The organism is Pseudomonas sp. S37 (assembly GCF_016658545.1).
Classification (GTDB): Bacteria; Pseudomonadota; Gammaproteobacteria; order Pseudomonadales; family Pseudomonadaceae; genus Aquipseudomonas.
In genome coordinates, this window is record NZ_JACVZC010000067.1 from 1 (window position 1) to 23,139 (window position 23,139).

The following is a 23,139-nucleotide window of genomic DNA, read 5'->3' on the forward strand; positions in this document are numbered from 1 at the left end:
ACGTAGGAGCGGGTTTACCCGCGAAGCGCCGCGCGGGCGGCGCTCGATCTCACAGGCGCTGAATCTGTCGAGGCGAACGCTTCGGCGCTCGATCTCACAGACGCTGCAACTGCCACGGCGAACACCCGGCAGCCCTCATGCAACCCAAAGACAAGCCCTCAACATCACCCCCCTAAAGTGTCCATAATCTGTACACCGCAAAAGCTGTCCATTGTTCAACCCCTGAACAACCCACCACCCCACAGCCCGATAATTCACCCCCGCGCCGCGTTGGCACACCCCCTGCAACAAGCATCCGTGAACACAAACAACACACAGGATGCTTCGCGTGAATACCTTACTGCCCAACGATCTCTGGAATGAGCGGCTGTTCACCGGTACCTGGGTGCCGGGTGAACTGCCCGCCACCACAGTCACCTCCCCCGGCAACGGCCAGCCGCTGGGTACCCTGGCCAACGCCGGTGCCAAGCAGGTGGAGCAAAGCGCCCGCGAGGCCGCCAAGGCCCAGCGTAACTGGTATGCCCTGCCCTACGACGAGCGCGCCAGGGTGCTGCGCAAGGCGGCCGCCATCGCCGAGCAGTACCAGGCCCAGATTGCCGACTGGATCGTGCGTGAGAGCGGCTCGACCCAAGCCAAGGCGGGCTTTGAAGCCTCCATCACCATCAAGTCGCTGCACGAAGCCTGCGCCCTGCCTTCGCGCAGCCAGGGCGAGGTGCTGCCCTCCACCGCCGGCCGCCTGAGCATCGCCCGGCGCCGCCCACTGGGCGTGATCGGGGTGATTTCGCCATTCAACTTCCCGCTGTACCTGGCCATGCGCGCGGTGGCCCCGGCACTGGCCACCGGCAACGCCGTCGTGCTCAAACCCGACCCGCGCACCGCGGTGTGTGGCGGCCATGTGATTGCCCGCCTCTTCGAACTGGCGGGCTTGCCGGCCGGGGTACTGCATGTGCTGCCGGGCGGCGCCGAGGCAGGCGCGGCGCTGACCGCCTCCCCCAGCGTGGCGATGATCCAGTTCACCGGCTCCACGGCGGCCGGGCGCAAGGTGGGTGAGGCTGCCGGCCGCCACCTGAAAAAAGTTTCGCTGGAACTCGGCGGCAAAAACTCGCTGATTGTCCTCGACGATGCCGACATCGACCTGGCCATCGCCAATGCCACCTGGGGGGTGTACCTGCATCAGGGGCAGATCTGCATGTCGACCGGGCGCCTGCTGGTGCAACGGGGCATCTATGCCGCCTTCGTCGAGCGCCTGGTGGCCAAGGCACGCAGCCTGAGCGTGGGTGACCCGGCCAGCGGCCAGGTGCACCTCGGCCCGCTGATCAACGCCGCGCAGCGCGACAACGCCTTGCGCATCGTCGAAGCTGCACACGCTGCCGGGGCGACACTGGCCACCGGCGGTTCGGCCGACGGGCTGTTCTTCCAGCCGACCGTGCTCAGCGATGTGCAGCGCGACAACCCGGCATTCCATGAAGAAATCTTCGGCCCGGTAGCCGTGGTGGTGCCGTTCGACAGCGACGAGCAAGCGGTGGAACTGGCCAACGACACCGACTACGGCCTGAGCGCCGCGATCCTGTCCCGCGATGTCGGCCGCGCCCTGCGCCTGGGCGAACAGCTGCGCACCGGGCTGTTGCATATCAACGACCAGACCGTCAACGACGAGGTCATCAACCCGTTCGGCGGCGTCGGCGCTTCCGGCAACGGCACCAGCATCGGTGGTGCCGCCAACTGGGAAGAGTTCACCCAATGGCAATGGCTGACCCTCAAGGGCGAAGCGCCTGCCTACCCCCTGTAACCCCGGAGAACAATAACAATGACAACACCCCTTTTGCGTCCCATTCAAGCTGCCGTCACCCGTGGCAAAGGCGCCCCTTTCGTGCTGGAGCAGGCGCGCATCCGCGCCCCGCAAGGTGATGAGGTGCTGGTGCGCATCGTCGCCACTGGCATGTGCCATACCGACATGATCGTGCGCGACCAGTATTACCCGGTGCCGCTGCCGGCGGTGCTTGGCCACGAAGGTTCGGGCATTGTCGAGGCGGTCGGCCCACTGGTGCAGAACCTGGCCGTGGGCGACCACGTGGTGATGACCTACGGCTACTGCGGCCACTGCCTGGCCTGCGACGCCGGCCAGGCGGCCTACTGCCAGGACTTCTTCGGGCGCAACTTCAGTGGCGCCGGGCCCCAGGGCCAGCACGCGCTGCAGGATGCCCAGGGCGAGGCCCTGAATGACCACTTCTTCGCCCAGTCGTCGTTCGCCACCTACGCCTTGGGGCGCGAGAACAACACCGTACGCGTGCCCAAGGAAGCGCCGATCGAACTGCTCGGCCCACTGGGCTGCGGCATCCAGACCGGTGCCGGCGCGGTGATCAACTCGCTGAAGGTCACCCCTGGCAGTGCCTTTGCCGCCTTTGGTGGGGGGGCGGTGGGCCTTTCTGCCGTGTTGGCCGCTCAAGTAGCGGGCGCAGCAACCATCATCGCGGTCGACGTGGTGCCGTCGCGCCTGGCCCTGGCCCTGGAGCTGGGTGCTACCCACGTGGTCAACAGCCGCGAGGCGGACCCGGTCGCGGCCATCCGCGAAATAACCGGTGGCGGCGTGCAATTCGCGCTGGAGTCCACCGGCCGCCCGGAGGTGCTGCGCCAGGCCGTGGATGCCCTCGGCAGCCGAGGCGCACTGGGAGTGGTCGGTGCGCCGCCGCTGGGCACCACCGCGCAGTTCGACGTCAACGACCTGCTGTTGGGCGGCAAGGTCATCCGCGGCATCGTCGAGGGTGACAGCGTACCGAAGAAGTTCATCCCCGAGCTGGTCAACCTGTACCTGCAGGGCCGCTTCGCCTTCGACAAGCTGGTGCGTTTCTACGACTTCGAGCAGATCAACCAGGCCGCCGAAGACAGCGAAAAGGGCCTGACCCTCAAGCCGATCATCCGCATCCAGAAGTAACCCCCAGGGGGCAGCCATGCGCTGCCCCCGCCCCATAACAAAAAAAAGGGAAACCCTGACATGACCAAAATCTCCAGCCTGGCCTGGGGCACGCTGGCCTGCGCGCTGCTTTCGGCCAAGGCCCAGGCCGTGGATGTGAATGCCGGCGACTACACGGCGCTGCCGCCGGGCACAAACGTCGCCGCCTGGTACCAGCAATTCAGCCGGGCCGACCGTTTCAATGGCGATGGCGCACCCGATGCCACCCACAACACCCGCCTGCGCTCCAACATCAGCATCCTGCGCCTGATCCACTTCACCGAGATCGCCGGCATCACGGTAGACCCGCAGATTCTGCTGCCCTTCGGCCATGTCTACGACGTAAAGGTTGCCGGGCAGTCACTGGGCAGCAACAGCGGCATGGCCGACCCGATCATCGGCGCAACGTTCTGGCTGGTGAACCAGCCGGGGGTTGGCGCCAGTGGCCGATACTTCGGCATTACCCCGCTGCTGTACCTGCCCTGGGGCCAATACGACCGTGGCGCCGGGGTGAACCTGGGCGAGAACCGCTGGAAAGGCGACCTGCAACTGGGCTGGGTCGAGCCGCTGTGGGGCCGTTGGTCGATGGAGTGGTACGCCGATGCAGTGTTCTACGGCAGCAACGACAAGGCCGGCAGCGGCAGCCAGACCTTGCGCCAGGACCCGACCTACCAGCTGCAGAGCAACTTGCGCTACGACTTCAACCCTGCCCAGCGCCTGGCCCTTGGCTTCTCGGCCAGCGAAGGCGGCAAGCAGCAGCTGTCGGGTGACTACACCGGGCAGAAGACCGAGGTGCAGCAAGTGCGCCTGGAGTTCCAGCAGATGGTCGGCAAGACCGTGCAGCTGAGCGGCCAGCTGACCCACGACACCCGCGTGGTCGGTGGTTTCCAGGAAGACACCGGGGTCAACCTGCGGGCGCTGCTGCTGTTCTGATTCACCCGGCAGCCTTGACGTGCTGCTGGCAGCGGCGCAACGTGCGCAGTCAGTAGCGTGCCGCCAACCCTCACAAGGTGTACCCATGGATCGCCTACAGCTGCAGTTGCACAGTGCCCGTCAGCAGTTTGCCGAAGGCCTGCCATTGCCCGCCGGGCTGTTGCCCGAACCGATCGAGCGCTCATGGGAACGTTCCCGCGCCGCCGGGCTTAGCCCGTGGCAGCCGCGCCTGGCCCACGGCCAGCTGGATGTACTGCCCCTGACCGAGGCAGACAGCCAACTGGCCGCCTGCGTGCAGCCCGAACTGGAGCGGCTGTGGGAGCTGATTGGCGATTCGCACTGGATGCTGTTTTGCGTCAACCCGGACAACCGTATTGTCCAGACCCGCAAGCCCGCAGGCATCGACAGCCCGCTGTCGGCGCTGCACGCAGGGCGCCGGGTCAGCGAGGTCGATGTCGGCACCACCGCGCCAGCCTGCACGCTGATGGACGGCTTGCCAGCGATCGTTGCCGGCAACCAGCACTACCTGCAGGAATTTGCCCAGTTTTTCTGCGTCAGCGTGCCGTTACGCGGGGTCAATGGCGAGCTGCTCGGCGCGCTGGACCTGACCGGCATCGGCACCCGTAACGCCGGGACCATGCTCGAACGCCTCAAACATGCCGCACTGGCCACCGAAAACAACTTCTTCCTCAACCTGCCAGGCTGTCGCATCCTCGAGCTGCAACACGACCCCAGGCTGCTCGGTTCACCGCTACAGGCACTGCTGGCGGTGCAGGAGGATGGCACGGTGCAGGCGGCCAACCGTGCCGCGCAGCAGTTGCTGGGCGTACCGAGTTACCGCCCTGAAGGCCTGACCCTGGAGCAGCTGTTCGACCGCCCCAGCCACAACGGCCTGGACGGTTCGCCACAGCTGCTGGCCCTGGCCGACGGCTCACGCCTGTATGGCCGGTTGCTCGCGCAGCCCACCGCCAAGCCGCGGCCGCTGCGGGCCAGCAGCACAACACTGGGAGCGACCGGCGGGTCAACGCGCGCTTCGACGATGCCTGCAAGGCCGTGGCTGGCAACCTGCCGGTACTGGTCACCGGGCCGACCGGCTCCGGCAAGGAAGTGTTCGCCAAGGCGCTGCATGCGCACTGCAGCCCGCAAGCCCCGTTCGTGGCCATCAACTGCGCCGCCCTGCCCGAAAGCCTGATTGAAGCCGAGCTGTTCGGCTACACCGAGGTCAGCTTCACCGGTGCCCGCAAAGGTGGCGCCATGGGCCTGCTGGAATCCGCTGGCGACGGCATTCTGCTGCTCGACGAAATCGGCGACATGCCGCTGGCTCTGCAAAGCCGCCTGCTGCGGGCCTTGCAGGAGCGGCAGATCACCCGCGTCGGCAGCACCAGCACGGTAGCGCTGAAGGCCCATGTGATCGCCGCCACACACAAGGACCTGGCCGCCCTGGTCAGCAGCGGCGGTTTTCGCGAAGACCTGTTCTACCGCCTGGACGGCCTGCGCGTTGCATTGCCCGCGCTGGAGCAGCGGCTGGACAAGGCACAACTGATCGACAGCTTTTTCCAGCGCCCGGGCTTCCCGCCGCTGGCCGCCGAGGCCCGGCAGCAGCTGCAGGCTTACCACTGGCCGGGCAACCTGCGGCAACTGGAGAACGTGGCACGCCTGGTCGGGGTGCTGGCTGCCGGTGAGCCGTGCATTGGCGTGCAACACCTGCCTGATGCACTGCAAGGCCAGGCCGTCGCCGGCGCGCGCAACCTGGCCGATGCCACCCAGGCGGTGATCGAGCGCGTGCTGCTGGCGCATGCCGGCAACGTCAGCGCCGCCGCCAAGGAGCTGGGTATTTCGCGCACCACCTTGTACAAGCGCCTGGGCAAAGCGTGATGCTCAGGCCGGGCAGCGCATCTGCGCCAGCCAGTAGCTCACATCCACCTCGTCGATCTGCTCGGCGCGCAGGAAGCGCTCGGCATACTGGCGGTACACCCCGCTGCTGAGAAACAGCTGCAACAGCTGGTCGTCGAGGTGGCCGTCGCGGGCCATGAACACCAGGATCTTCACCGATTCGGACAAGGTCTTTGGCGGCTTGTAAGGCCGGTCGGCCGCGGTCAGCGCCTCGAAGATGTCGGCAATCGCCATCACCCGCTCGGCAATACCCAACTGCTGCGCGCCCAAGCGGCGCGGGTAACCGCTGCCGTCCATTTTCTCGTGGTGGTTGCCGGCAATGTCGGGCACCCGCTTGAGCTGGCGCGGGAACGGCAGCGCGCTGAGCATGATGATGGTCTGCACGATGTGCTCGTTGATCTTGAAGCGCTCTTCGTCGTTCAAGGTGCCACGGCGGATCGCCAGGTTATACAGCTCGCCATGGTTGCTGGCATGGGCTGGCAGGCGCATGTCGAAGCCCCAGGTGTTGCGCGGGTCACCCTTGACCACCGGTGGTGTGCGCGTACCCCACGGCACACGGTGTTCCGGGCGGTCGGACAGCAACGGTTCGTCTACCGGCAGCGCGGGTGGCGGCACACCGGCAAAGCGTTCGGCTTCATCACGGGAAATGCCCAGGCGGTTGTCGAAGTGGCGTTGCCACTGGCGCTGGCCGATCTGTTGCAGGCGCTGGATATCAGCGTCCTGCATGAACTCACCACCAATGTTGGCCTGGGCAACGAAGGCGAAGTCGTCCTGCAGTTCGGCCTGGCGACGGGCCAGGGCAGCTTTCAGCGCTTGCGGCTCGGCACCGTCGGCCAGGCCTTGCCAATAAGCCAGCTCGGCATCGCGCCACAGCACTTCGAAGCGCATGCGCACTTCGTGAATGCGGTTGTACAGGGTTTCCAGTTTGGTTGCCTTGTCCACCACGTATTCGGGGCTGGTGACCTTGCCACAGTCGTGCAGCCAGGCGGCCACGCGGAATTCGTAGCGCTCGGCCTCGCTCATGCTGAAGCTGGCATAGGGGCCGCTGTCGGCCGCCACCACCTGGTCCAGCAGCATCTGCGCCAGCTGCGGCACCCGTTCGCAGTGGCCACCGGTATACGGGCTCTTGGCGTCGATGGCATCGGCCAGCAGCTTGATCATGGCGTCCAGCAGGCGTTGCTGGGCTTCGGCCAGTTGACGGGTCTCGATGGCCACCGCAGCCACACCCGACAGCTCCTCGACAAAACGCCTGAACGGTTCACCGGCCTGCTCGTCAGCCAACTGCAGCACCAGGATGCCCAACAGCGCCTGGCTGCGGTCATTCAGCACCACCGCCAGGCTCTGGTCGTGCAGGCCCAGGGCCTGGGTCACTGCGGCGGCAAGCTGGTGCCGGGCGCCTTCGTCCACAACCAACTCGCCGGCGTACTGCTCCCCCCGGCAGGAAGCGGCCAGGCGCAGCAAGGCGTGTTCGGCATCGTACAAGTACACCGCACCGGCATTGGCCCCGGCCGCCTCCACCAGATGGGTCAGCACACCGTCGAGCATGCGTTCCAGGTCACGCTCGCGGCTGAGCGTGAGGGTAATGGCCTGGAAACTGCGGATGGTGCCGGACATGCGGCTCAGCACACGGTTCAGTTCGCGTACTTCCGAAACCTGCGAGCGCACCCCCACCCGGCGGCTGAAATCGAAGGCGGCCAGGCCTTGCACCTGCTCGGCCAGCAGGCGCAGCGGGCGGCCAATGCGCCGGCCCAGCACACCGCCGAGCACCAGCAGCACAGCCATCAGCGTGGCGGTCCAGAGCAGCTGTTCGACCAGCACCTTGCGCGCACCGGCCAGCAACTCGTTGGCCGGCACCGCAATCAGTACTTGCAGGTCCTGGCCGGCCAGGGTGGTCAGTTGTACCCGCATGCCGAACCAGGTACGGCCGTCCACCTGATAAGGCTGCGGCCGGGTGCCTTGCGGCGGCTCGGCAAACAGCTGCTGCAGGCTGGCAATGCCCAGCTCGCCAACCCGCGACAGGCGTACCGCCTGCCCTTCATGCAGGATGACACGTTGCAGCTCCGGGTAGGCCACCACACTGCCTTGGTCATCGATCACGGCAATCTCGGTGCCCGGGGTGATGCGCAAGTCCTGGGTTTCACTGGCCAGGTCGTTGACCGAAACGTCCATGCCGATCACGGTCCCGCCGTCGACACTGCGCTGTGCCATGGTCAAGCCGATTTCACGGGTGGTGAAGAACACATAGGGGTGGGTCAGCACGGTGCTGGCGTGTGCCGAGGCGTCAGTGAACCATGGGCGCTGGCGCGGATCGTAGCGGTACTCGGGCCTGGCCTGGGTTTGCAGCAGGTTGAGGGCCTGATCGTAGAAGCGCCACTCGCCCTGCAGCGCCCCGCCCTCACGGCTGACGCTCTGCACCAGGAATGCCGTACCCGCGGGTGCGCCGAAGCGCTGCAACAACTGCGGCTCACGCAGGCGGCGTATCAGCAGGAATTCGCCGTTGGGGTAGCCCAGGTAGGCGGCGCTAAGCATGCGGTTGGCATCAAGCGTTTCGACCAGTTGAGGCAGGCGCTCCAAGCGTTGTCCCAAGGTATGTGCGGTCGGGTTGTAGGCCAGCAGGCGGATGCTGCTTTGCGCCGGGTCGATCAGGCGCCGGGCGCGTTCGTCGAGGGTCTTGCCAACCTGCTGCGCGGTATCGCCAGCGGCGGCGATCAAGGTCTGGCGCAGGCCCCAATAGCCTTGCCAGGCCAGGGCGGCGCCGAGCAGCAGCATGCCCAGCATGATGGCCAGCGCCACCAGCCATTGCAGTGAAATGCCCCGCCCGGCGTTGCCAGAGGCACCGCCCTTCGACACGCAGCCCATCCCAGGTACTCCATGTGCGGCACATTGCCTTGGCTGATATGCGCAGCAGTGTAGAGGGCGGGCGGGCTTTTTGCCGCACTGGCGAAAAAATTGACTTGCAGGCGGTCACCCAGCCCTTCCAGTGTGGGAGCCGCGTGCCGGCTTACCCGCGAACACCGGTGCAGCCGCGCTGCTCCAGCAGCACCAGCACCCCGACAATCAACGCGTGCATCCCCTCCAGCAACTCCACCTCCATCTCCGACTCTTCACCGGTCCGGTCCGCCTCCAGCAACGGCTCGCGCCCCGATACCGTGTACACCGTATCGGCCACGGCAAAGCCATGGAACGCCACCGTAGACAGCAACCAGCGAGCCTGCTCAAGGCTCAGGCCATAGGCCTGGGCAATGTGCACCTGGTGCGCGTTGATCTTGCCAACCATCGCCTCGGTCGCCGCCAGCCTGCGGATCACATACGGCGTGAGCCCCGGGTGCGCCTTGACGAAAGCCTGCACCGACAGGGCAAAGCGCGTCAGGTAAGCCTGCAGGCTTTCGCCAGCCGCAGCGTCTGCCTGCGGGATCTGCCAACGCTGGAAGATCTCTTCGGCCACCAGGCATTTCAGCGCTTCGATATTGGCCACGTGCTTGTACAGCGCCATGTGGCTCACCCCCAGCGCAGCGGCCACGCCAACGAACGTGAGGTTGGGCAGGCCAATGGCAATGCTGACGTCGGCGATCCGTTCACGGGTGATGGTGCGCGGGCGGCCACGTCCGGGCGTGCGTTGTGGTGGTTGCATCAGGTCCTCCAGGCTGAGTGAAGACAGTCTTGTAGCCGTCTTGTCGGGTTTTCGCAAATTAGTTTATAGTCATGCAACTAATTCGTTTTCAGCTTTTGCAGGCCCGCTTCATGTCTGATTCGCCCCCCAAGCTCGACCCTTCCGCCCCTGCCACAGGCAAGGTTCGCGGCCCACTCAGCCGTGTGCTCGCCCCCATTCGCGGGCGCCTGGTCATTGCCACGCTGCTGGCAGCAGGCGGCTCGATGCTGACACTGGTGCCGCTGGCAGGCATTGCCCATATCGCCCAGCTGACCCTCGGCACATCAGGCAATGCGGGCGCAATCGGCTGGGCCATCGCCGTCAGCGTCGCCAGCCTGTTCGCCGGCATGGGCCTGGTGACCGCCGGTGAGCTGCTGGCACACCAGGCCGACAACCACATCACCCATCAGTTGCGCGTCGCCATCGGCCAGCGCCTGATGCAGGTGCCACTCGGCTGGTTCAGCGAGCGCGCGTCGAGCGAGGTGAAACGGGCCATGCAGGACGATATCGGTACCCTGCACAGCCTGACCGCACACTTTTTCACCACGCTGGGGCGTGCCGTGGGTGCCGTGCTGGTGTCGGTGATCTACCTGTTCGCCATGGACTGGCGCCTGGCGCTGATCGCACTGTTGCCGTTCCCTGCGTTCTTCGTGTTCCTGCAGCGCGCGGTCAAGGCCAGCGCGCAACACATGGGCGATGTGGTGGCCGGCATGGCGCGCATCGACAATGCTGTGGTCGAGTTCGTCAACGGCATGCCGCTGGTCAAGGCGTTCGGCGACCGCGGCAACGCCCAGGACCGCTACCGGGCTGCAGTCGATGACTTCGCCGCCACGTTCACCGGCTTCACCCGCCCACTGGTCGCGTCCATGGCCCGGGCCAACGCCTTGATCGCACCGGTTACGGTGCTGGGTGTGGTGCTGCTGGCCGGCATGCTGTTCGTTGCCATGGGCTGGATCGAGCCGCTGCAGATACTGCCGTTTGCCCTGGTCACGCCTGGGCTGTGTGCGCCCTTGCAGCTGCTGCATTTCATTACCCATGACCTCAATAACGCAGTTGCGGCGGCCCAGCGCGTACAAGCGCTGCTGGACACGCCTGTACTGCCGCCGCCTGTACCTGCCCGCCTGCCCAACGGCAGCGAGGTGCGCGTGGAGCAGGTCAGCCATGCCTACGTCGCCGGCAGCAAGGTGCTCAGCGATGTCAGCTTCACCCTGGCCCCCGGCACCACCACCGCCATCATCGGCCCCTCCGGTGCCGGCAAGTCGACCCTGGCGCGCCTGCTGCTGCGCTTCTTCGACCCGGATGCAGGGCGCATAACGCTGGGTGACGTCGACCTGCGCCAGGTCGAAAGCCGTGAGCTGTACCGGCGCATCGGCTTTGTGCTGCAGGACGTGCGGCTGATCCATGCCAGCGTGGCCGACAACATTGCCCTCGGCCAGCCAGGCGCAACCCGCGCGCAGATCGAGGCGGCAGCCCGCCTGGCCAATATTCACTCGCGCATCCTGCAACTGCCACGCGGTTATGACGCGGTGATCGGCGAAGACGCACAACTGTCTGGCGGCGAACAACAGCGCCTGAGCATTGCCCGGGCCGTGTTGCTCGACCCGCCGCTGCTGGTACTGGACGAGGCCACCGCGGCGGCCGATGCCGAAAGCGAAGCGGCCATCCAGCACGCCCTCGCCCGCTTTGCCCAGGGCCGCACCCTGCTGGTTATCGCCCACCGGCTGGACACGGTGATGCACGCGGATCAGATCCTGGTGCTCGACCAGGGCGTGCTGCGTGAGCAGGGGCGCCATGACGAGTTGCTGGCCCGGCAAGGGCTGTATGCCCGGCTGTGGGCACAGGGCGGTTACCAGGACACCGAGAGCAAGGCGCTGCCAACATGCTGAAAACCTTCATTCAACTGCTGGGTGGCCATGCCCCGGCCGCGCGCCGCTATTTGCTGATGACCGTGCTGTATGGCGTGTTCAGTGGCCTGACCATCAGCACCCTGGCGCCGGTCATGTTGCACTTGCTGAACAACGAGATGCCGGCCGCCAGTGCCTGGCTGGCCGCGCTGGCTGCCGGCATGGCGCTGTGCTGGGCCTGGCGCCGCCGGGTGGAACAGGCCGGCATAGGCCTGGCGGTGGCAGTGCTGCAAGGCGGCCGCCAGCACCTTGGCGCCCATGTGGCGCAATTACCGCTGGGCTGGTTCACCCCCGACAACAGCGCACGCCTGGGGCATGTGATTACCCAGGGCACCATGGCCGTGGCACAGTTGCCGGCCCATGTGCTGACGCCACTGATCAGTGGCAGCATCATCCCGCTGGTGCTGCTAGTAACGCTGTTTGCCCTGCACCCGCCGCTGGCCCTGGTAGCCCTGATGGCGCTGCCGCTACTGGTCGCGGTGCTGTTGTTCAGCACCCGCCTGGGGCGCCGCGCCGACCACAGGTTCCAGCAGCACTTTGCCGCCACCAGCCAGCGCATGGTCGAGTTTGCCCAGGCCCAGTCGGTGTTGCGCGCCTTCAACGGTGATGGCGGTGGCACGCGCTTGCTGGCACAAAGCCTGGAGCAGCAGCGCAACAGCGGCATGGGCCTGATCATCCGCGCTTCGCTGGCTGCGCTGCTCAACAGCTGGGCGGTACAGGCCACCTTTGCCGCGCTGCTGCTGGCCGCTGGCCTGTGGCTGGGCGACCTGGCCGGCGACCCGGCAGAGGGCGCCGTGGCAGTGATCGTGGCGCTGGTACTGGTCTGCCGTTTCATCGACCCGCTGCAGGACGTGGCCAGCCATGTCGAAATCCTGCGCGGGGCGCATGGCCAGTTGCAGGAAATCGAGCGGATCCTGGCCGCCACGCCGCTGCCAGAGCCCACTTTGCCTCTGCAGCCGCTGGACGGTGCCATCGACCTGCACGGGGTGAGCTTGCGCTACAGCGCAGCCGGGCCTGACGTGCTACGTGGGGTGAACCTGCACATTCCGGCAGGCAGCATGACCGCGATCATCGGTGCCTCGGGCTCGGGCAAGACCTCGCTGATGCACCTGATAGCGCGGTTCTTCGATGCCACCCAAGGCCGTGTGCAGATCGGTGGCGTGGACGTGCGCAAGATGACCCGCGCCAGCCTGACCGACAGCATCAGCCAGGTGCTGCAGGACACCTGGCTGTTCCAGGGCAGCATCGCCGACAACATCCGCATCGGCAAACCCGACGCCAGCGACGCAGAGGTACTGCAGGCAGTGCGCATGGCCGGGCTGACGGGCACTCTCGAGCGGCTACCCGAGGGCCTCGCCACCGCGGTGGGTGAAGGGGGCGCGCGGTTGTCTGGCGGCGAACGCCAACGTGTGACCATCGCCCGCGCCTTGATCCGGCAAGCGCCCGTGCTGCTGGTGGATGAAGCAACTGCCGCGCTGGATGCCGAGAACCAGGCGGTGATCGCCCAGACCCTGCACAGCCTGCGTGGGCGCTGCACGCGGGTGGTGATTGCGCACCAGCTCGACACGGTGGCCATGGCCGACCATATCGTGGTGCTGGAAGACGGCCAGGTCGTCGAGCAAGGCACGCCAGCGGCACTGCGCGCCAGTGGCGGGCGCTATGCGCGCTTCCTTGAGCAGCGCCGCACGGCCAGCGGCTGGCGTATCGCCGCAGCGCAGGCGGAACAGCCCTGATGCGTATGGCATGGTTACTGCTGTTCCTGCTGCTGTGCGTGGCCTCGCTGGCGGTGGGTGCCAGTGAGCTGGCCTGGGCGCAAGTGTTCAACTGGCACGGTGATACCTGGCTGATCCTGGGTGCCAGCCGCCTGCCACGCCTGGCCGCGTTGATCCTGGTCGGTGTCGGCCTGGCCGTGTGCGGGGTGATCTTGCAGCAGGTCGTGCGCAACCGCTTCGTCGAGCCGGCCACCACCGGCGGGCTGGATGCTGCGCGCCTGGGTATCCTGCTGTCGCTGGGCGTTGCGCCGGCAGCCGACGCGCCGCTGCGCATGCTGTTTGCCCTGGCCCTGTGTTTTGCCGCCAGCCTGCTGTTCGTTGCCATCATCCGCCGCATCCGCGCCCGCAACGCGGTGCTGGTGCCGGTGATCGGCCTGATGTATGGCGGGGTGCTGAGCGCACTGGCGGAGTTTTATGCCTACCGCTTCAACCTGCTGCAAAGCATGCAGGGCTGGTTGATGGGTGATTTTTCCAAGGTGGTACAGGGCCGCTACGAAATCCTCTACCTGATCCTGCCGATCGTGCTGCTCACCTACCTGTATGCGCAGCGCTTCACCGTGCTGGGCATGGGCGAAGGCATGGCCACCAGCCTGGGCCTGAACTACACCGCCAACGTCACCTTGGGCCTGCTGCTGGTGGCCGTGACCGTGTCGGCCAGCGTGATCGCTGTCGGCGCCATTCCCTTCGTCGGCCTGGTCGTGCCCAACCTGGTGGCCTTGCACTACGGCGACAACCTGCGCCGTACCTTGCCGCTGGTGGCATTGGGTGGTGCATCGCTGCTGCTGGTCTGTGACCTGCTCGGGCGCCTGTTGATCTACCCGTTCGAGGTGCCGATCGGCCTGACCGCAGGCGGGTTGGGCGGGTTGATGTTCCTCGGGCTGGTTGTCTGGAGGCAGCGATGAAAAGCCGCCACGGTGTGTGGCTGGTGCTGGTCGCCCTGGCCTTGCTGTTCGTGTTCGTCAACGCCGGGGCGGACTTTGCCTATGTCATCCCCAAACGCTTGGCACGGCTGGCGGCCATGGTGATCGGTGGGGTCTGCGTGGCGTGCTCGGCCATCGCCTTCCAGACCCTGACCGGCAACCGCATCCTGACCCCGGCCATCATGGGTTACGAGGCCGTGTACCTGCTGCTGCAGGCGTTGCTGGTACTGGCCATGGGTGTGCAGGGGCTGGCGCTGCTCGGCAACCAGGGCAACGTGCTGGTCTCGATGCTGTTGATGCTGGGCTATTCGTGGGCGCTGCAGCGCTGGCTGTTTCGCGACGGCAACAGCAACCTGTACTTCCTGCTGCTGGTCGGCCTGGTGCTGACCATGGTCATGGCCACCTTTACCCAGTTTGTGCAGCTGAAGGCCAGCCCTGGCGAGTTCTCGATGCTGCAGGGCTACACCCTGGCCTCGTTCAACCGCGCTTCAGCGCAGCTGTTGCTGTATGCGGGCGTGCTGGTGGCCGGGCTTTGCGTACTGCTGGCCAGGGCGCTGCCGGTACTGGACGTGCTGGCGCTGGGCCGCGACCAGGCGATTTCGCTGGGCGTGGACTACCGGCGCAACGTGCGCCTGCTGCTGGCACTGATTGCCGCACTGGTCGCGGTTTCCACCAGCCTGCTGGGGCCTACCGCATTCATGGGCGTGTTTGTCGCCAACATCACCTACGCCGTGGCCGGCACCTTCCGCCACCGGGTCACCCTGGCCCTCGGCAGCGCCGTGGCGATCGCCGTGTTCATTGCCGCCCAGTTGCTGGTCGAGCATGTCTTCAACTACAGGACCACCGTCGGCATCCTTGTGAACCTGGTGTGTGGCACCTACTTCCTCGCCCTGATGGTGCGTAACCGGGGAGCCGCATGATTACTGTCCATGACCTGCACAAGCGTTACGGTAGCAAAGCCGTATTGAGCGGGGTAAACGCCAGCTTCCCGCGCCAGCAACTGACGTCGCTGATCGGCCCCAACGGCGCCGGCAAGACGTCCTTGCTGATGATGCTGGCGCGGCTACTGGAACCCAGTAGCGGCGACATCCGCCTGGACGGGCAAAGCATCGGCAACATCGCCATCGGTGCCTACGCCCGGCGCGTCGCCACCCTGCGCCAGGCGGTCGATTTCAACCTGCGCCTCACGGTCGACGAGCTGGTCGGCTTCGGTCGCTTCCCCTACAGCCGCGGTGCGCTCACCCCTGAAGACCACCAGGCCATCGACCAGGCCATTGCATTTCTTGCCCTGGAGCCATTGCGCCACGCCTACCTCGATGAGCTCAGCGGCGGCCAGCGGCAAATGGCGTTTCTGGCCATGACCATTGCCCAGCAAACCGACTGCCTGCTGCTCGACGAGCCGCTGAACAACCTCGACATGCGCCACGCGGTGCAGATCATGCGCGCCCTGCGCCGGCTGTGCGACGAATTCGGCCGCACGGTGGTGCTGGTGGTGCATGACATCAACTTCGCCGCCGCCTATTCCGACTACATCGTCGCCATGCAGGGTGGCCGGGTGCACTGCAGCGGCAGCGTCGACCAAGTGGTAACCGAACGACAACTGCACGCGCTGTACGGGCTGGATTTCGAAATCAGCCACGGCGCGCGCGGCCGTCTGTGCAACTACTTCAACCCACCCGGAGCACAATGATGAACCGCAACCCCCTCGCCAGCGGCTGGCCCTTGGCGCTGCTGCTAGGCGCTACCCTGGCCCTGCATGGCTGCAACGAGCCTTCGGCAAACACCCCGGCAACGGTCAAATCCGAAGCCCACGGCAGCTACACGCCCGTGAGCGTGCAACACAAGCTGGGCACCACGGTGATCAACCAGTTACCCCAGCGCGCAGTGGCGCTGGACATGAACGAGGTGGACTTCCTTGACCAACTGGGCGTGGCTGTGGCCGGCATGCCCAAGGATTTCGTGCCGCACTTCCTCGCCCATTACAAGGATGCAACCCAAACCGCCGATGTCGGCTCGATCGTGCAGCCCAACCTTGAGCGGGTACATGCCGCCCGGCCCGACCTGATCCTGATGACCTCGCTACAGGCCAGCCACTACGCCGAGCTAAGCGAAATGGCGCCGACCCTGCACTTCGACGTGGATTACCGCGACAGCCAGGCCGGCCACGTGGCAGTGGTCAAGCAGCACCTGGCCAGCCTGGGCCAGGTATTCGGCAAGCAGGACCTGGCCCAGGCCAAGGCCGCCGAACTGGAAGCCAGGCTGGCCAAGGTGCGCGACGTGACCCGCGAGCGACCGGAACGGGCGCTGGTGGTGCTGCACAACAACGGCGCCTTCAGCGCCTTCGGCGTGCACTCGCGCTACGGCTTCATCTTCAATGACCTGGGCGTCAAACCGGCCACCGCCACCCTGGATACCGGCCTGCATGGCCAGCCGATTTCCAGCGAATTCATCCAGCAGGCCAACCCCGACATCCTTTACGTGGTGGACCGCACTGCGGTCATGGAGCACCGCCCGCTGATGACGGCTGAAACCCTGGCCAACCCGCTGCTGCGCCAGACCAACGCCTGGAAGCACGGCCGCGTAGTGTTCGTCGACCCCGAAGCCTGGTACGTCACCGCCGCCAGCCCGACCTCGCTGGCGTTGATCGCCGACGACGTGATCAAGGGCTACCAGGACTAAGCCATGCCTGCTTGCCAATGCCCGCCATTACGTTAGCGCGTGATTCTCATTTGCCTTACGTCTTCGCTTTTAAAACCCAAAAACACTGTCTGCCATCCGCCCCTCTGGAGCCATCGCGTGTCCCACCGTCCCTTGCACTCACTCCCTTCCCCTGCCCCGACGTTGCCTGCACTTCAGCGCACTCCGCTGGCCCATGCCGTGTTCATCGGCCTGGCCCTGGGTAGCTGCACACTGGCGCCAATGGGCGCATACGCCGACACCACCAGCAGCCGCGCACAGCAGGCCACCGAAGACAAGACTGCAACGCCGGAGCTGCCGGCGACCCTGATCGACGCCCAGGCCAGCGCCGCCGAGGCGCTGCCGCCCGAGTATGCCGGCGGCCAGGTGGCCACTGGCGGGCGCGTCGGCCTGCTGGGCAACAAAGACTTCATGGAGACGCCGTTCAGCACGGTCAGCTATACCGACACCTACATCCAGGACCTGCAGGCCAGGGACATCACCGATGTCATCGCCGCCACCGACCCGTCGGTGTTCAGCAACGGCCTGACCGGCACCTACAGCGAGAACTACTCGATCCGCGGTTTCCAGACCAGCGTCAGCGACATGACAGTCGATGGCCTGTTCGGCATGGCGCCGTACTACCGCGCCTCACCCGAAATGTACGAGCGCATCGAAGTGCTCAAAGGCCCATCGGCGCTGCTCAACGGCATGCCACCTGGCGGCTCGGTGGGCGGTATCGTCAACCTGATTCCCAAGCGCGCCAGCGATACCCCGCTGACCCGGGTCACCGCCACCTACGCGTCCGACGCCCAGTTGGGTGGCCATGTCGACGTCGGCCGGCGCTTCGGCGAAAACAACCAGTTCGGCGTGCGTTTCAACGGCATGTACCGTGACGGCGACGCCGCCATCGACGACCAACGTCAGCGCAACGTGCTGTCTGCGCTGGCGCTGGACTGGCGGGGCGAGCGTGGCAAGCTGGCGCTCGATGTGTTCGACACTGACGACCATATCCGCGGCCAGAACCGCGGCATGGGCCTGGCTGACGGTGTACCGGTGCCCAGGCCACCGAAAAACGACACGTTGCTCAACCCCGACTGGGCCTTCGTCGAAACCAAGGACAAGGGCGTGATCCTGCGCGGCGAGTACGAACTGAGCGACCAGTTGCTGGCCTACGGCGCCATCGGCACCAGCAAGACCGACTACCACTACAGTGGCGCGCTGACCGCCACGCTGCTCAACAGTGCCGGCGACTTCAGGACCGACATGGGCCAGTTGCAGATGCAGATCCACAAGACCTCGGCCGAAGTGGGCCTGCGTGGCCATTTCGACACCTTCGGTATCGGCCACCAGTGGTCGCTCAACGCGACCCAGTACAGCGACACGCAAAAGGACTTTGGCCGCCGCGGTGCCGGCCCTAGCTGGACCACCAACATCTACCACCCGGCGTGGGGCCCGAAAGCGCCCGAAGCCTGGCCGGCGATTGCCCACACGGAAAACGACCTGAAAAGCTATGGCATCGCCGACACCCTGTCGATGCTGGACGACCGTGTGCAACTGACCCTGGGCGTGCGCCGCCAGGAAGTGGTCACCGACACCTTCAACGTCAACACCGGTGCGCGCAACAAACCCGGTTACGACACCCACGCCACCACGCCCGCCGGGGCCATCCTGTTCAGGCTGACCGACCAGCTGTCGCTGTACGCCAATTACATCGAGGGGCTGAGCAAAGGTACCGCAGCGCCGATTACCGCCGCCAACTACGGCGATGTGTTCGCACCGTACAAGTCCAAGCAAAAGGAAGTCGGCCTGAAGCTTGACCTGGGTACCTTCAGCCACACGTTGGCGCTCTATGAAATCAAGCGTCCGGGCAGCATGACGGACCCGGTCACCAATATTTATTCGTTCGGTGGCGAGCAGCGCAACCGAGGCGTGGAATGGAGCTTCTTCGGCGCGCCCTTGCCGGATGTGCGCCTGATGGGCGGCGTGGCGTATGTCGACCCCAAGCTGACCAAGACCCAAGGTGGCACCAACGACGGCAAGACAGCCACCGCCTACCCCAAGCTGCAGGGCAAGCTGGGCATGGAATGGGATATCCCTGGCCTGGACGGGCTGACGCTGACGGGTAATGTGACTTCGCAGTCCAAGCAATACCTCAATGCCGAGAACAGCCTGTCGATTCCGGGGTACACCGTGTTTGACGTAGGTGCCCGCTACGTGACCCTGGTCGCCAGCAAGCCGGTTACCCTGCGCGCGAACATCGCCAACCTGGGGGACAAGGACTACTGGGGCGTGCCGTTGACCCAGAGCCTGGGGCTGGGGGCGCCACGCACCTATCAGCTGTCGGCGAGCGTGAATTTCTGAAGCAGTAACTGCCGGCACGGCCCCTGTGGGAACGTGCCGGCGGCTGCTACGCGCGCAACTGGTACCAGGTAGTCTTGAGCTGCGAATACTTGTCGAACGAATGCAACGACAAATCACGGCCAAACCCCGACTGCCTGCCACCACCGAACGGCACCGTCACATCCAGCGCATCGACCGTGTTCACCGACACGGTGCCGGCCTTCAGTGCCCGTGCCACCCGGTGCACCTGGTTGAAGTCATCGCTCCACACCGAGGCCGCCAGGCCATAGATGCTGTCGTTGGCCAGGCGTATCGCCTGCTCTTCGGTGTCGAAGGCACTGACCGCCAGCACCGGCCCGAACACTTCTTCCTGCGCCAGGCTCATGCGGCCATCGACACCGGCAAAAATGGTCGGCTCGATGTAGTTGTCCGAGCCATTGATGGTCAAGCGTTTGCCACCACACACCCACTGCGCGCCCTGTTGCCCGGCACGGGTAATGGCGGCCTCGATGCGCCCGGTCTGTTCGGCATCGACAATCGCCCCGGCACGGCTCGCCGGGTCCAGCGGGTTGCCGGGTAGCCATTGGCGGGCCTTGGCCTGCAGGCGTTCGATGAACTCATCGTGAATGGAACGCTGCACGTACAGCCGCGAGTTGGCCGAACACACTTCGCCCTGGTTGAAGAAAATGCCAAAGGCGGCCTTTTCTGCAGCCAGGTCCAGGTCCTGGCAGTTTTCGAACACCAGGTTGGGGCTCTTGCCGCCGCACTCCAGCCATACCTGTTTGAGGTTGGACTGCGCCGAGTACTGCATGAAGTACTTGCCCACCTGGGTGGAGCCGGTGAACACCAGGCAATCCACATCCGGGTGCAGGCCCAGCGCCTGCCCGGCCTGCTCGCCCAGGCCCGGCACCACGTTCAGCACGCCTTCCGGCAAACCGGCTTCCAGCGCCAGTTGGGCCAGGCGCAGGGCGGAGAACGGTGATTGCTCGGCAGGCTTGAGCACTACGCTGTTGCCGGCAGCCAGCGCCGGGGCCAGCTTCCAGGCGGCCATGTCGAGCGGGAAGTTCCACGGCACCACGGCCGCGACTACGCCAAGGGCTTCGCGGGTGATGGTGGCCAGTGCGTTGGCGGCGGTGGGCGCGACCTGGTCGTACAGTTTGTCCAGCGCCTCGCCGTACCAGGCGAATACCTGTGCCGAGCCCGGCACATCGATGTTGTAGGCGTCCATCACCGGTTTGCCCATGTTCAGCGAGTCCAGCAGGGCCAGTTCTTCGCGATGGGCCATGATCAGCTCGGCCAGGCGCAGCAGCACTTTCTTGCGCTCGCCCGGGGCCATGCGCGGCCATGGGCCTTGCTCGTAGGCCCGGCGGGCACTGGCGACGGCCAGGTCGACTTCGGCCTGGCCGCAAGCGGTGACCTGGGCCAGAACGTTGTTGGTGGCGGGGTTGATGGCGGCGAAGGTGGCGCCGCCCTGGGCATTGACGGGTTTGCCGTCGATCAGCGCACTGGCCGGGAGGTACAGGTCCGAGGCGCGTTGTTGCCAGAATTCGAGGGTGTACATTTGTACTCCAGGCAGTCGTTTTTTATCAGGGGCATCGTCCCGCAGGCAAATCGCCGGGGCTGCTGTGCAGCCCAATCGCGACACAAGGCCGCTCCTACAGGGACAGCGTTGCCCCTGCAAGCAGCGCGATACCTCTGGGAGCGGGTTCACCCGCGAACACCGGCGAAGCCGGTGCCATGTACCGCGTTGTATTCTTCGCGGGTGAACCCGCTCCCACAGGGGCTGCGGTGCGCTCGCAGATCTTTAGAGTTTGCCGACCAGCCGCGCCGTGCGGTCCACGGCAATGCGGGTCTTCTCTACCAGTTCATCCAGTTCACTGTGGTTGGCGATCAAGGCCGGGGCCATGATCATCCGCCCCAGGGTCGAACGGATGATCACCCCTTCCTCGAAACCAAAGGTACGGCACTGCCAGGCCAGGTCGTTTTCGTTGGCAAAGCGCTTGCGTGTCGGCTTGTGCTCGGCGAACTGCAGCGCCGCCACCAGCCCGGCGCCCTGCACCTGGCCAATCAACGGGTGGTCGGCAAACACCTCGCGCAGGATGCGCTGCAGGTACGGCCCGGTGTCGTCTTTCACCTGGCGCACGATGCCTTCGTCCCGCAGGGCTTTCAGGTTGGCGATGGCCACCGCCGCTGCCACCGGGTGCCCGGAATAGGTCAGGCCGTGGGCGAATACCCCGCCCCGCTCCACCAGTGCTTCGGCAATGCGCTTGCTCAGCACCAGGCCGCCCATGGGCACGTAGCCGCTGGTCAGGCCCTTGGCAATCGACAGGGTGTCGGGCTCGAAGCCGAAGTACTCGTGGGCAAACCACTCGCCGGTGCGGCCAAAGCCACCAATCACCTCGTCGGCACACAGCAGCACATCGTACTGGCGGCAGATGCGCTGAATTTCCGGCCAGTAGCTTTCCGGCGGGAAGATCATGCCGCCTGCGCCCTGGAACGGCTCGGCGATGAAGCCGGCAACGTTTTCGGCGCCCAGCTCGAGAATTTTTTCCTCCAGCTGCAAGGCGCAGCGGCGGCCGAACTCGGCCGGGCTCAGCTCGCCACCCTCGGCGTACCAGTATGGCTCGTCAATGTGCGCCACATCCGGGATAAGCCCGCCCATTTCGTGCATGAATTTCATGCCGCCCAGCGCCGTGGCCGCCAGGGTCGAGCCGTGGTAACCGTTCCAGCGGCCGATCATGATCTTCTTGCTCGGCTGGCCAACTACCTGCCAATAGCGGCGCACGGTGCGGATCAGAACCTCGTTGGCCTCAGAGCCGGAGTTGGTGTAGATCGCGTGGCTGTAGTGCCCCGGCAGCAGGCTGAACAGCAGTTCGGACAGTTCGATCACCGCCGGGTGGGTGGTGTGGAAAAACATGTTGTAGTACGCCAGCTGGTCCATCTGCGTGGCAGCGGCAGCGGTCAGGTCGCGGCGGCCGTAGCCCAGTTGGGTGCACCACAGGCCCGACATGCCATCCAGGTAGCGCTTGCCCTCGCTGTCCCACAGGTGCAGGCGTTCGCCACCGACGATCACCCGCGGCCCTTCGGCGTTCAGCGCCTTCTGGTCGAGGAAGGCATGGATGTGGTGCGCGGCGTCGGCTGCCTGGTAGTCACGGGTCTGGCGTTGCGGGGCGAAAGGCGCGTTCATTGTTGGTTTTCCTTTGCGGTGGGGGTGCAAGGCAGCCGGCATTCAGCGCAGCTTGCCCATGTAGCTTTCCAGCGGGTCCTTGCCCAGCACGCCCTGGGCATTGGCCAGCGCGTCGATGAACAGGGAAAACAGCTCGGACTGGGTGCCGATGTCGAGCTTGGCGTAGACGTTCTTGCGGTGGGACTTGATGGTGTCTTCCGACACGCCCAGGCGCTCGGCCAGCGATTTGGTCGAATGGCCACGCAAGATCAGCTGGGCAATGCGGCATTCACGCTCGGTCAGCAACGAGCTGCCGAAGTTGTTCAGCGCGGCATGGATGCGTTGTTCGAGGATGTTCTCGAAGCGCCCGGCGCGGCTGTCCAGCCCGGCGAAGTGCTTGCGCAGCACTGCCAGCACCCAGGGCGTGATACGCCCGAATAGCGCGCGGCTTTGCGGGTCGAGTTTGTCGGTGAAAGCCAGCGACACTGCCAGGCTCTGCCCGGGCGCTACCTGCAGGATGTAGTTGAGCTCATCCTCCAGGTGCGAGTGGCGATAGAACGACTGGTAGTACTCGCTGACCTCGAAATGGTCGGGCGCTACCTCGAACAGGCCGTAGCAGCCGGACTCGACCTGCTCCACGCAGGCACCGTAGAACGGGTCGAGCAGGTAAAAGCCCGACAGGTAGCGGCTGACATTGCCCTCGGGCTGCCAGGGCGCCTTGTCGTCCTGTTCGAACAGTGCGCAAGGCATGCCGTCGTGCGGGTACAGGTACACCGTGGTGGCCTGGATCGGCCGGATCACGCCCAGTGCCGTAAACAGGTTGGCGGCAAAGCCTGGCCGGCCGATCGCCTCGGTGACCTTGGCCAGGTGCTCGAACCACTGTTCTGAAAGCAATTGATTAGTCACTGTCGGCCTGCCGTATGAAGTAAGGCA

The 23,139-nt window shown here is 65.6% G+C and carries 16 protein-coding genes; 11 read left to right on the plus strand and 5 right to left on the minus strand.

Annotation, left to right across the window (positions count from 1 at the left end; genetic code table 11):
- The first annotated feature begins 319 nt into the window (after positions 1-319).
- The 4 genes from IAE39_RS18860 to IAE39_RS29730 all read left to right on the plus strand — a co-directional run bounded on the left by IAE39_RS18860 (position 320) and on the right by IAE39_RS29730 (position 5,758).
- On the plus strand, positions 320-1,789 hold the full coding sequence (locus tag IAE39_RS18860; protein WP_201205324.1) for a benzaldehyde dehydrogenase: 1,470 nt from the start codon (positions 320-322) through the stop codon (positions 1,787-1,789).
- An 18-nt stretch (positions 1,790-1,807) separates the two neighbouring features.
- Positions 1,808-2,932 (plus strand): NAD(P)-dependent alcohol dehydrogenase, encoded by a 1,125-nt coding sequence (locus IAE39_RS18865; RefSeq protein ID WP_201205326.1) that lies wholly within the window; start codon positions 1,808-1,810, stop codon positions 2,930-2,932.
- A gap of 60 nt (positions 2,933-2,992) precedes the next feature.
- On the plus strand, positions 2,993-3,883 hold the full coding sequence (locus tag IAE39_RS18870) for a transporter (protein WP_201205328.1): 891 nt from the start codon (positions 2,993-2,995) through the stop codon (positions 3,881-3,883).
- Positions 3,884-4,936: 1,053 nt separating this feature from the next.
- Positions 4,937-5,758, plus strand: coding sequence for a sigma 54-interacting transcriptional regulator (locus tag IAE39_RS29730; RefSeq protein ID WP_328825621.1), 822 nt, complete (start codon positions 4,937-4,939; stop codon positions 5,756-5,758).
- A 3-nt stretch (positions 5,759-5,761) separates the two neighbouring features.
- On the opposite strand, the gene IAE39_RS18880 is transcribed toward IAE39_RS29730, so the two are convergent.
- Together IAE39_RS18880 and IAE39_RS18885 are read right to left on the minus strand one after the other, a co-directional pair.
- A complete protein-coding gene (locus tag IAE39_RS18880) occupies positions 5,762-8,635 on the minus strand; it encodes an HD domain-containing phosphohydrolase (protein ID WP_201205330.1) in 2,874 nt (957 codons plus the stop codon).
- A 142-nt stretch (positions 8,636-8,777) separates the two neighbouring features.
- A complete protein-coding gene (locus IAE39_RS18885; protein ID WP_201205332.1) occupies positions 8,778-9,407 on the minus strand; it encodes a TetR/AcrR family transcriptional regulator in 630 nt (209 codons plus the stop codon).
- 110 nt (positions 9,408-9,517) lie between these two features.
- Between IAE39_RS18885 and IAE39_RS18890 the strand changes: the two genes are divergently transcribed.
- The 7 genes from IAE39_RS18890 (at position 9,518) to IAE39_RS18920 (ending at position 19,061) form a co-directional block, all read left to right on the plus strand.
- The gene (locus IAE39_RS18890) at positions 9,518-11,311 is read left to right on the plus strand and encodes an ABC transporter ATP-binding protein (RefSeq protein WP_201205334.1); all 1,794 of its coding nucleotides are present in this window, start codon (positions 9,518-9,520) and stop codon (positions 11,309-11,311) included.
- On the plus strand, positions 11,305-13,062 hold the full coding sequence (locus tag IAE39_RS18895) for an ABC transporter ATP-binding protein (RefSeq protein ID WP_201205336.1): 1,758 nt from the start codon (positions 11,305-11,307) through the stop codon (positions 13,060-13,062). Before IAE39_RS18890 ends, IAE39_RS18895 begins: the two co-directional genes overlap by 7 nt.
- Positions 13,062-14,003: an ABC transporter permease gene (locus IAE39_RS18900; protein WP_201205338.1), complete on the plus strand. Its 942-nt coding sequence runs from the start codon at positions 13,062-13,064 to the stop codon at positions 14,001-14,003. Before IAE39_RS18895 ends, IAE39_RS18900 begins: the two co-directional genes overlap by 1 nt.
- The gene (locus tag IAE39_RS18905; protein ID WP_201205340.1) at positions 14,000-14,941 is read left to right on the plus strand and encodes an iron chelate uptake ABC transporter family permease subunit; all 942 of its coding nucleotides are present in this window, start codon (positions 14,000-14,002) and stop codon (positions 14,939-14,941) included. The genes IAE39_RS18900 and IAE39_RS18905 overlap by 4 nt, the downstream gene beginning before the upstream one ends.
- Positions 14,938-15,711: an iron ABC transporter ATP-binding protein gene (locus IAE39_RS18910; protein ID WP_201205342.1), complete on the plus strand. Its 774-nt coding sequence runs from the start codon at positions 14,938-14,940 to the stop codon at positions 15,709-15,711. The genes IAE39_RS18905 and IAE39_RS18910 overlap by 4 nt, the downstream gene beginning before the upstream one ends.
- Positions 15,711-16,700, plus strand: coding sequence for a siderophore ABC transporter substrate-binding protein (locus IAE39_RS18915; RefSeq protein WP_201205344.1), 990 nt, complete (start codon positions 15,711-15,713; stop codon positions 16,698-16,700). Before IAE39_RS18910 ends, IAE39_RS18915 begins: the two co-directional genes overlap by 1 nt.
- Before the next feature lie 117 nt (positions 16,701-16,817).
- Positions 16,818-19,061, plus strand: coding sequence for a TonB-dependent receptor (locus tag IAE39_RS18920; RefSeq protein ID WP_201205345.1), 2,244 nt, complete (start codon positions 16,818-16,820; stop codon positions 19,059-19,061).
- Between the two features lie 46 nt (positions 19,062-19,107).
- On the opposite strand, the gene IAE39_RS18925 is transcribed toward IAE39_RS18920, so the two are convergent.
- The 3 genes from IAE39_RS18925 to IAE39_RS18935 form a co-directional block, all read right to left on the minus strand.
- Positions 19,108-20,601 carry an aldehyde dehydrogenase gene (locus tag IAE39_RS18925; RefSeq protein ID WP_201205346.1) on the minus strand — a complete coding sequence of 498 codons (1,494 nt, stop codon included), beginning with the start codon at positions 20,599-20,601 and terminating at the stop codon, positions 19,108-19,110.
- A gap of 243 nt (positions 20,602-20,844) precedes the next feature.
- Complete coding sequence (locus tag IAE39_RS18930) at positions 20,845-22,227, minus strand: aspartate aminotransferase family protein (RefSeq protein WP_201205347.1); 1,383 nt, start codon at positions 22,225-22,227, stop codon at positions 20,845-20,847.
- A gap of 42 nt (positions 22,228-22,269) precedes the next feature.
- Positions 22,270-23,112 carry a helix-turn-helix transcriptional regulator gene (locus IAE39_RS18935; RefSeq protein ID WP_201205348.1) on the minus strand — a complete coding sequence of 281 codons (843 nt, stop codon included), beginning with the start codon at positions 23,110-23,112 and terminating at the stop codon, positions 22,270-22,272.
- Between the last annotated feature and the right edge of the window lie 27 nt (positions 23,113-23,139).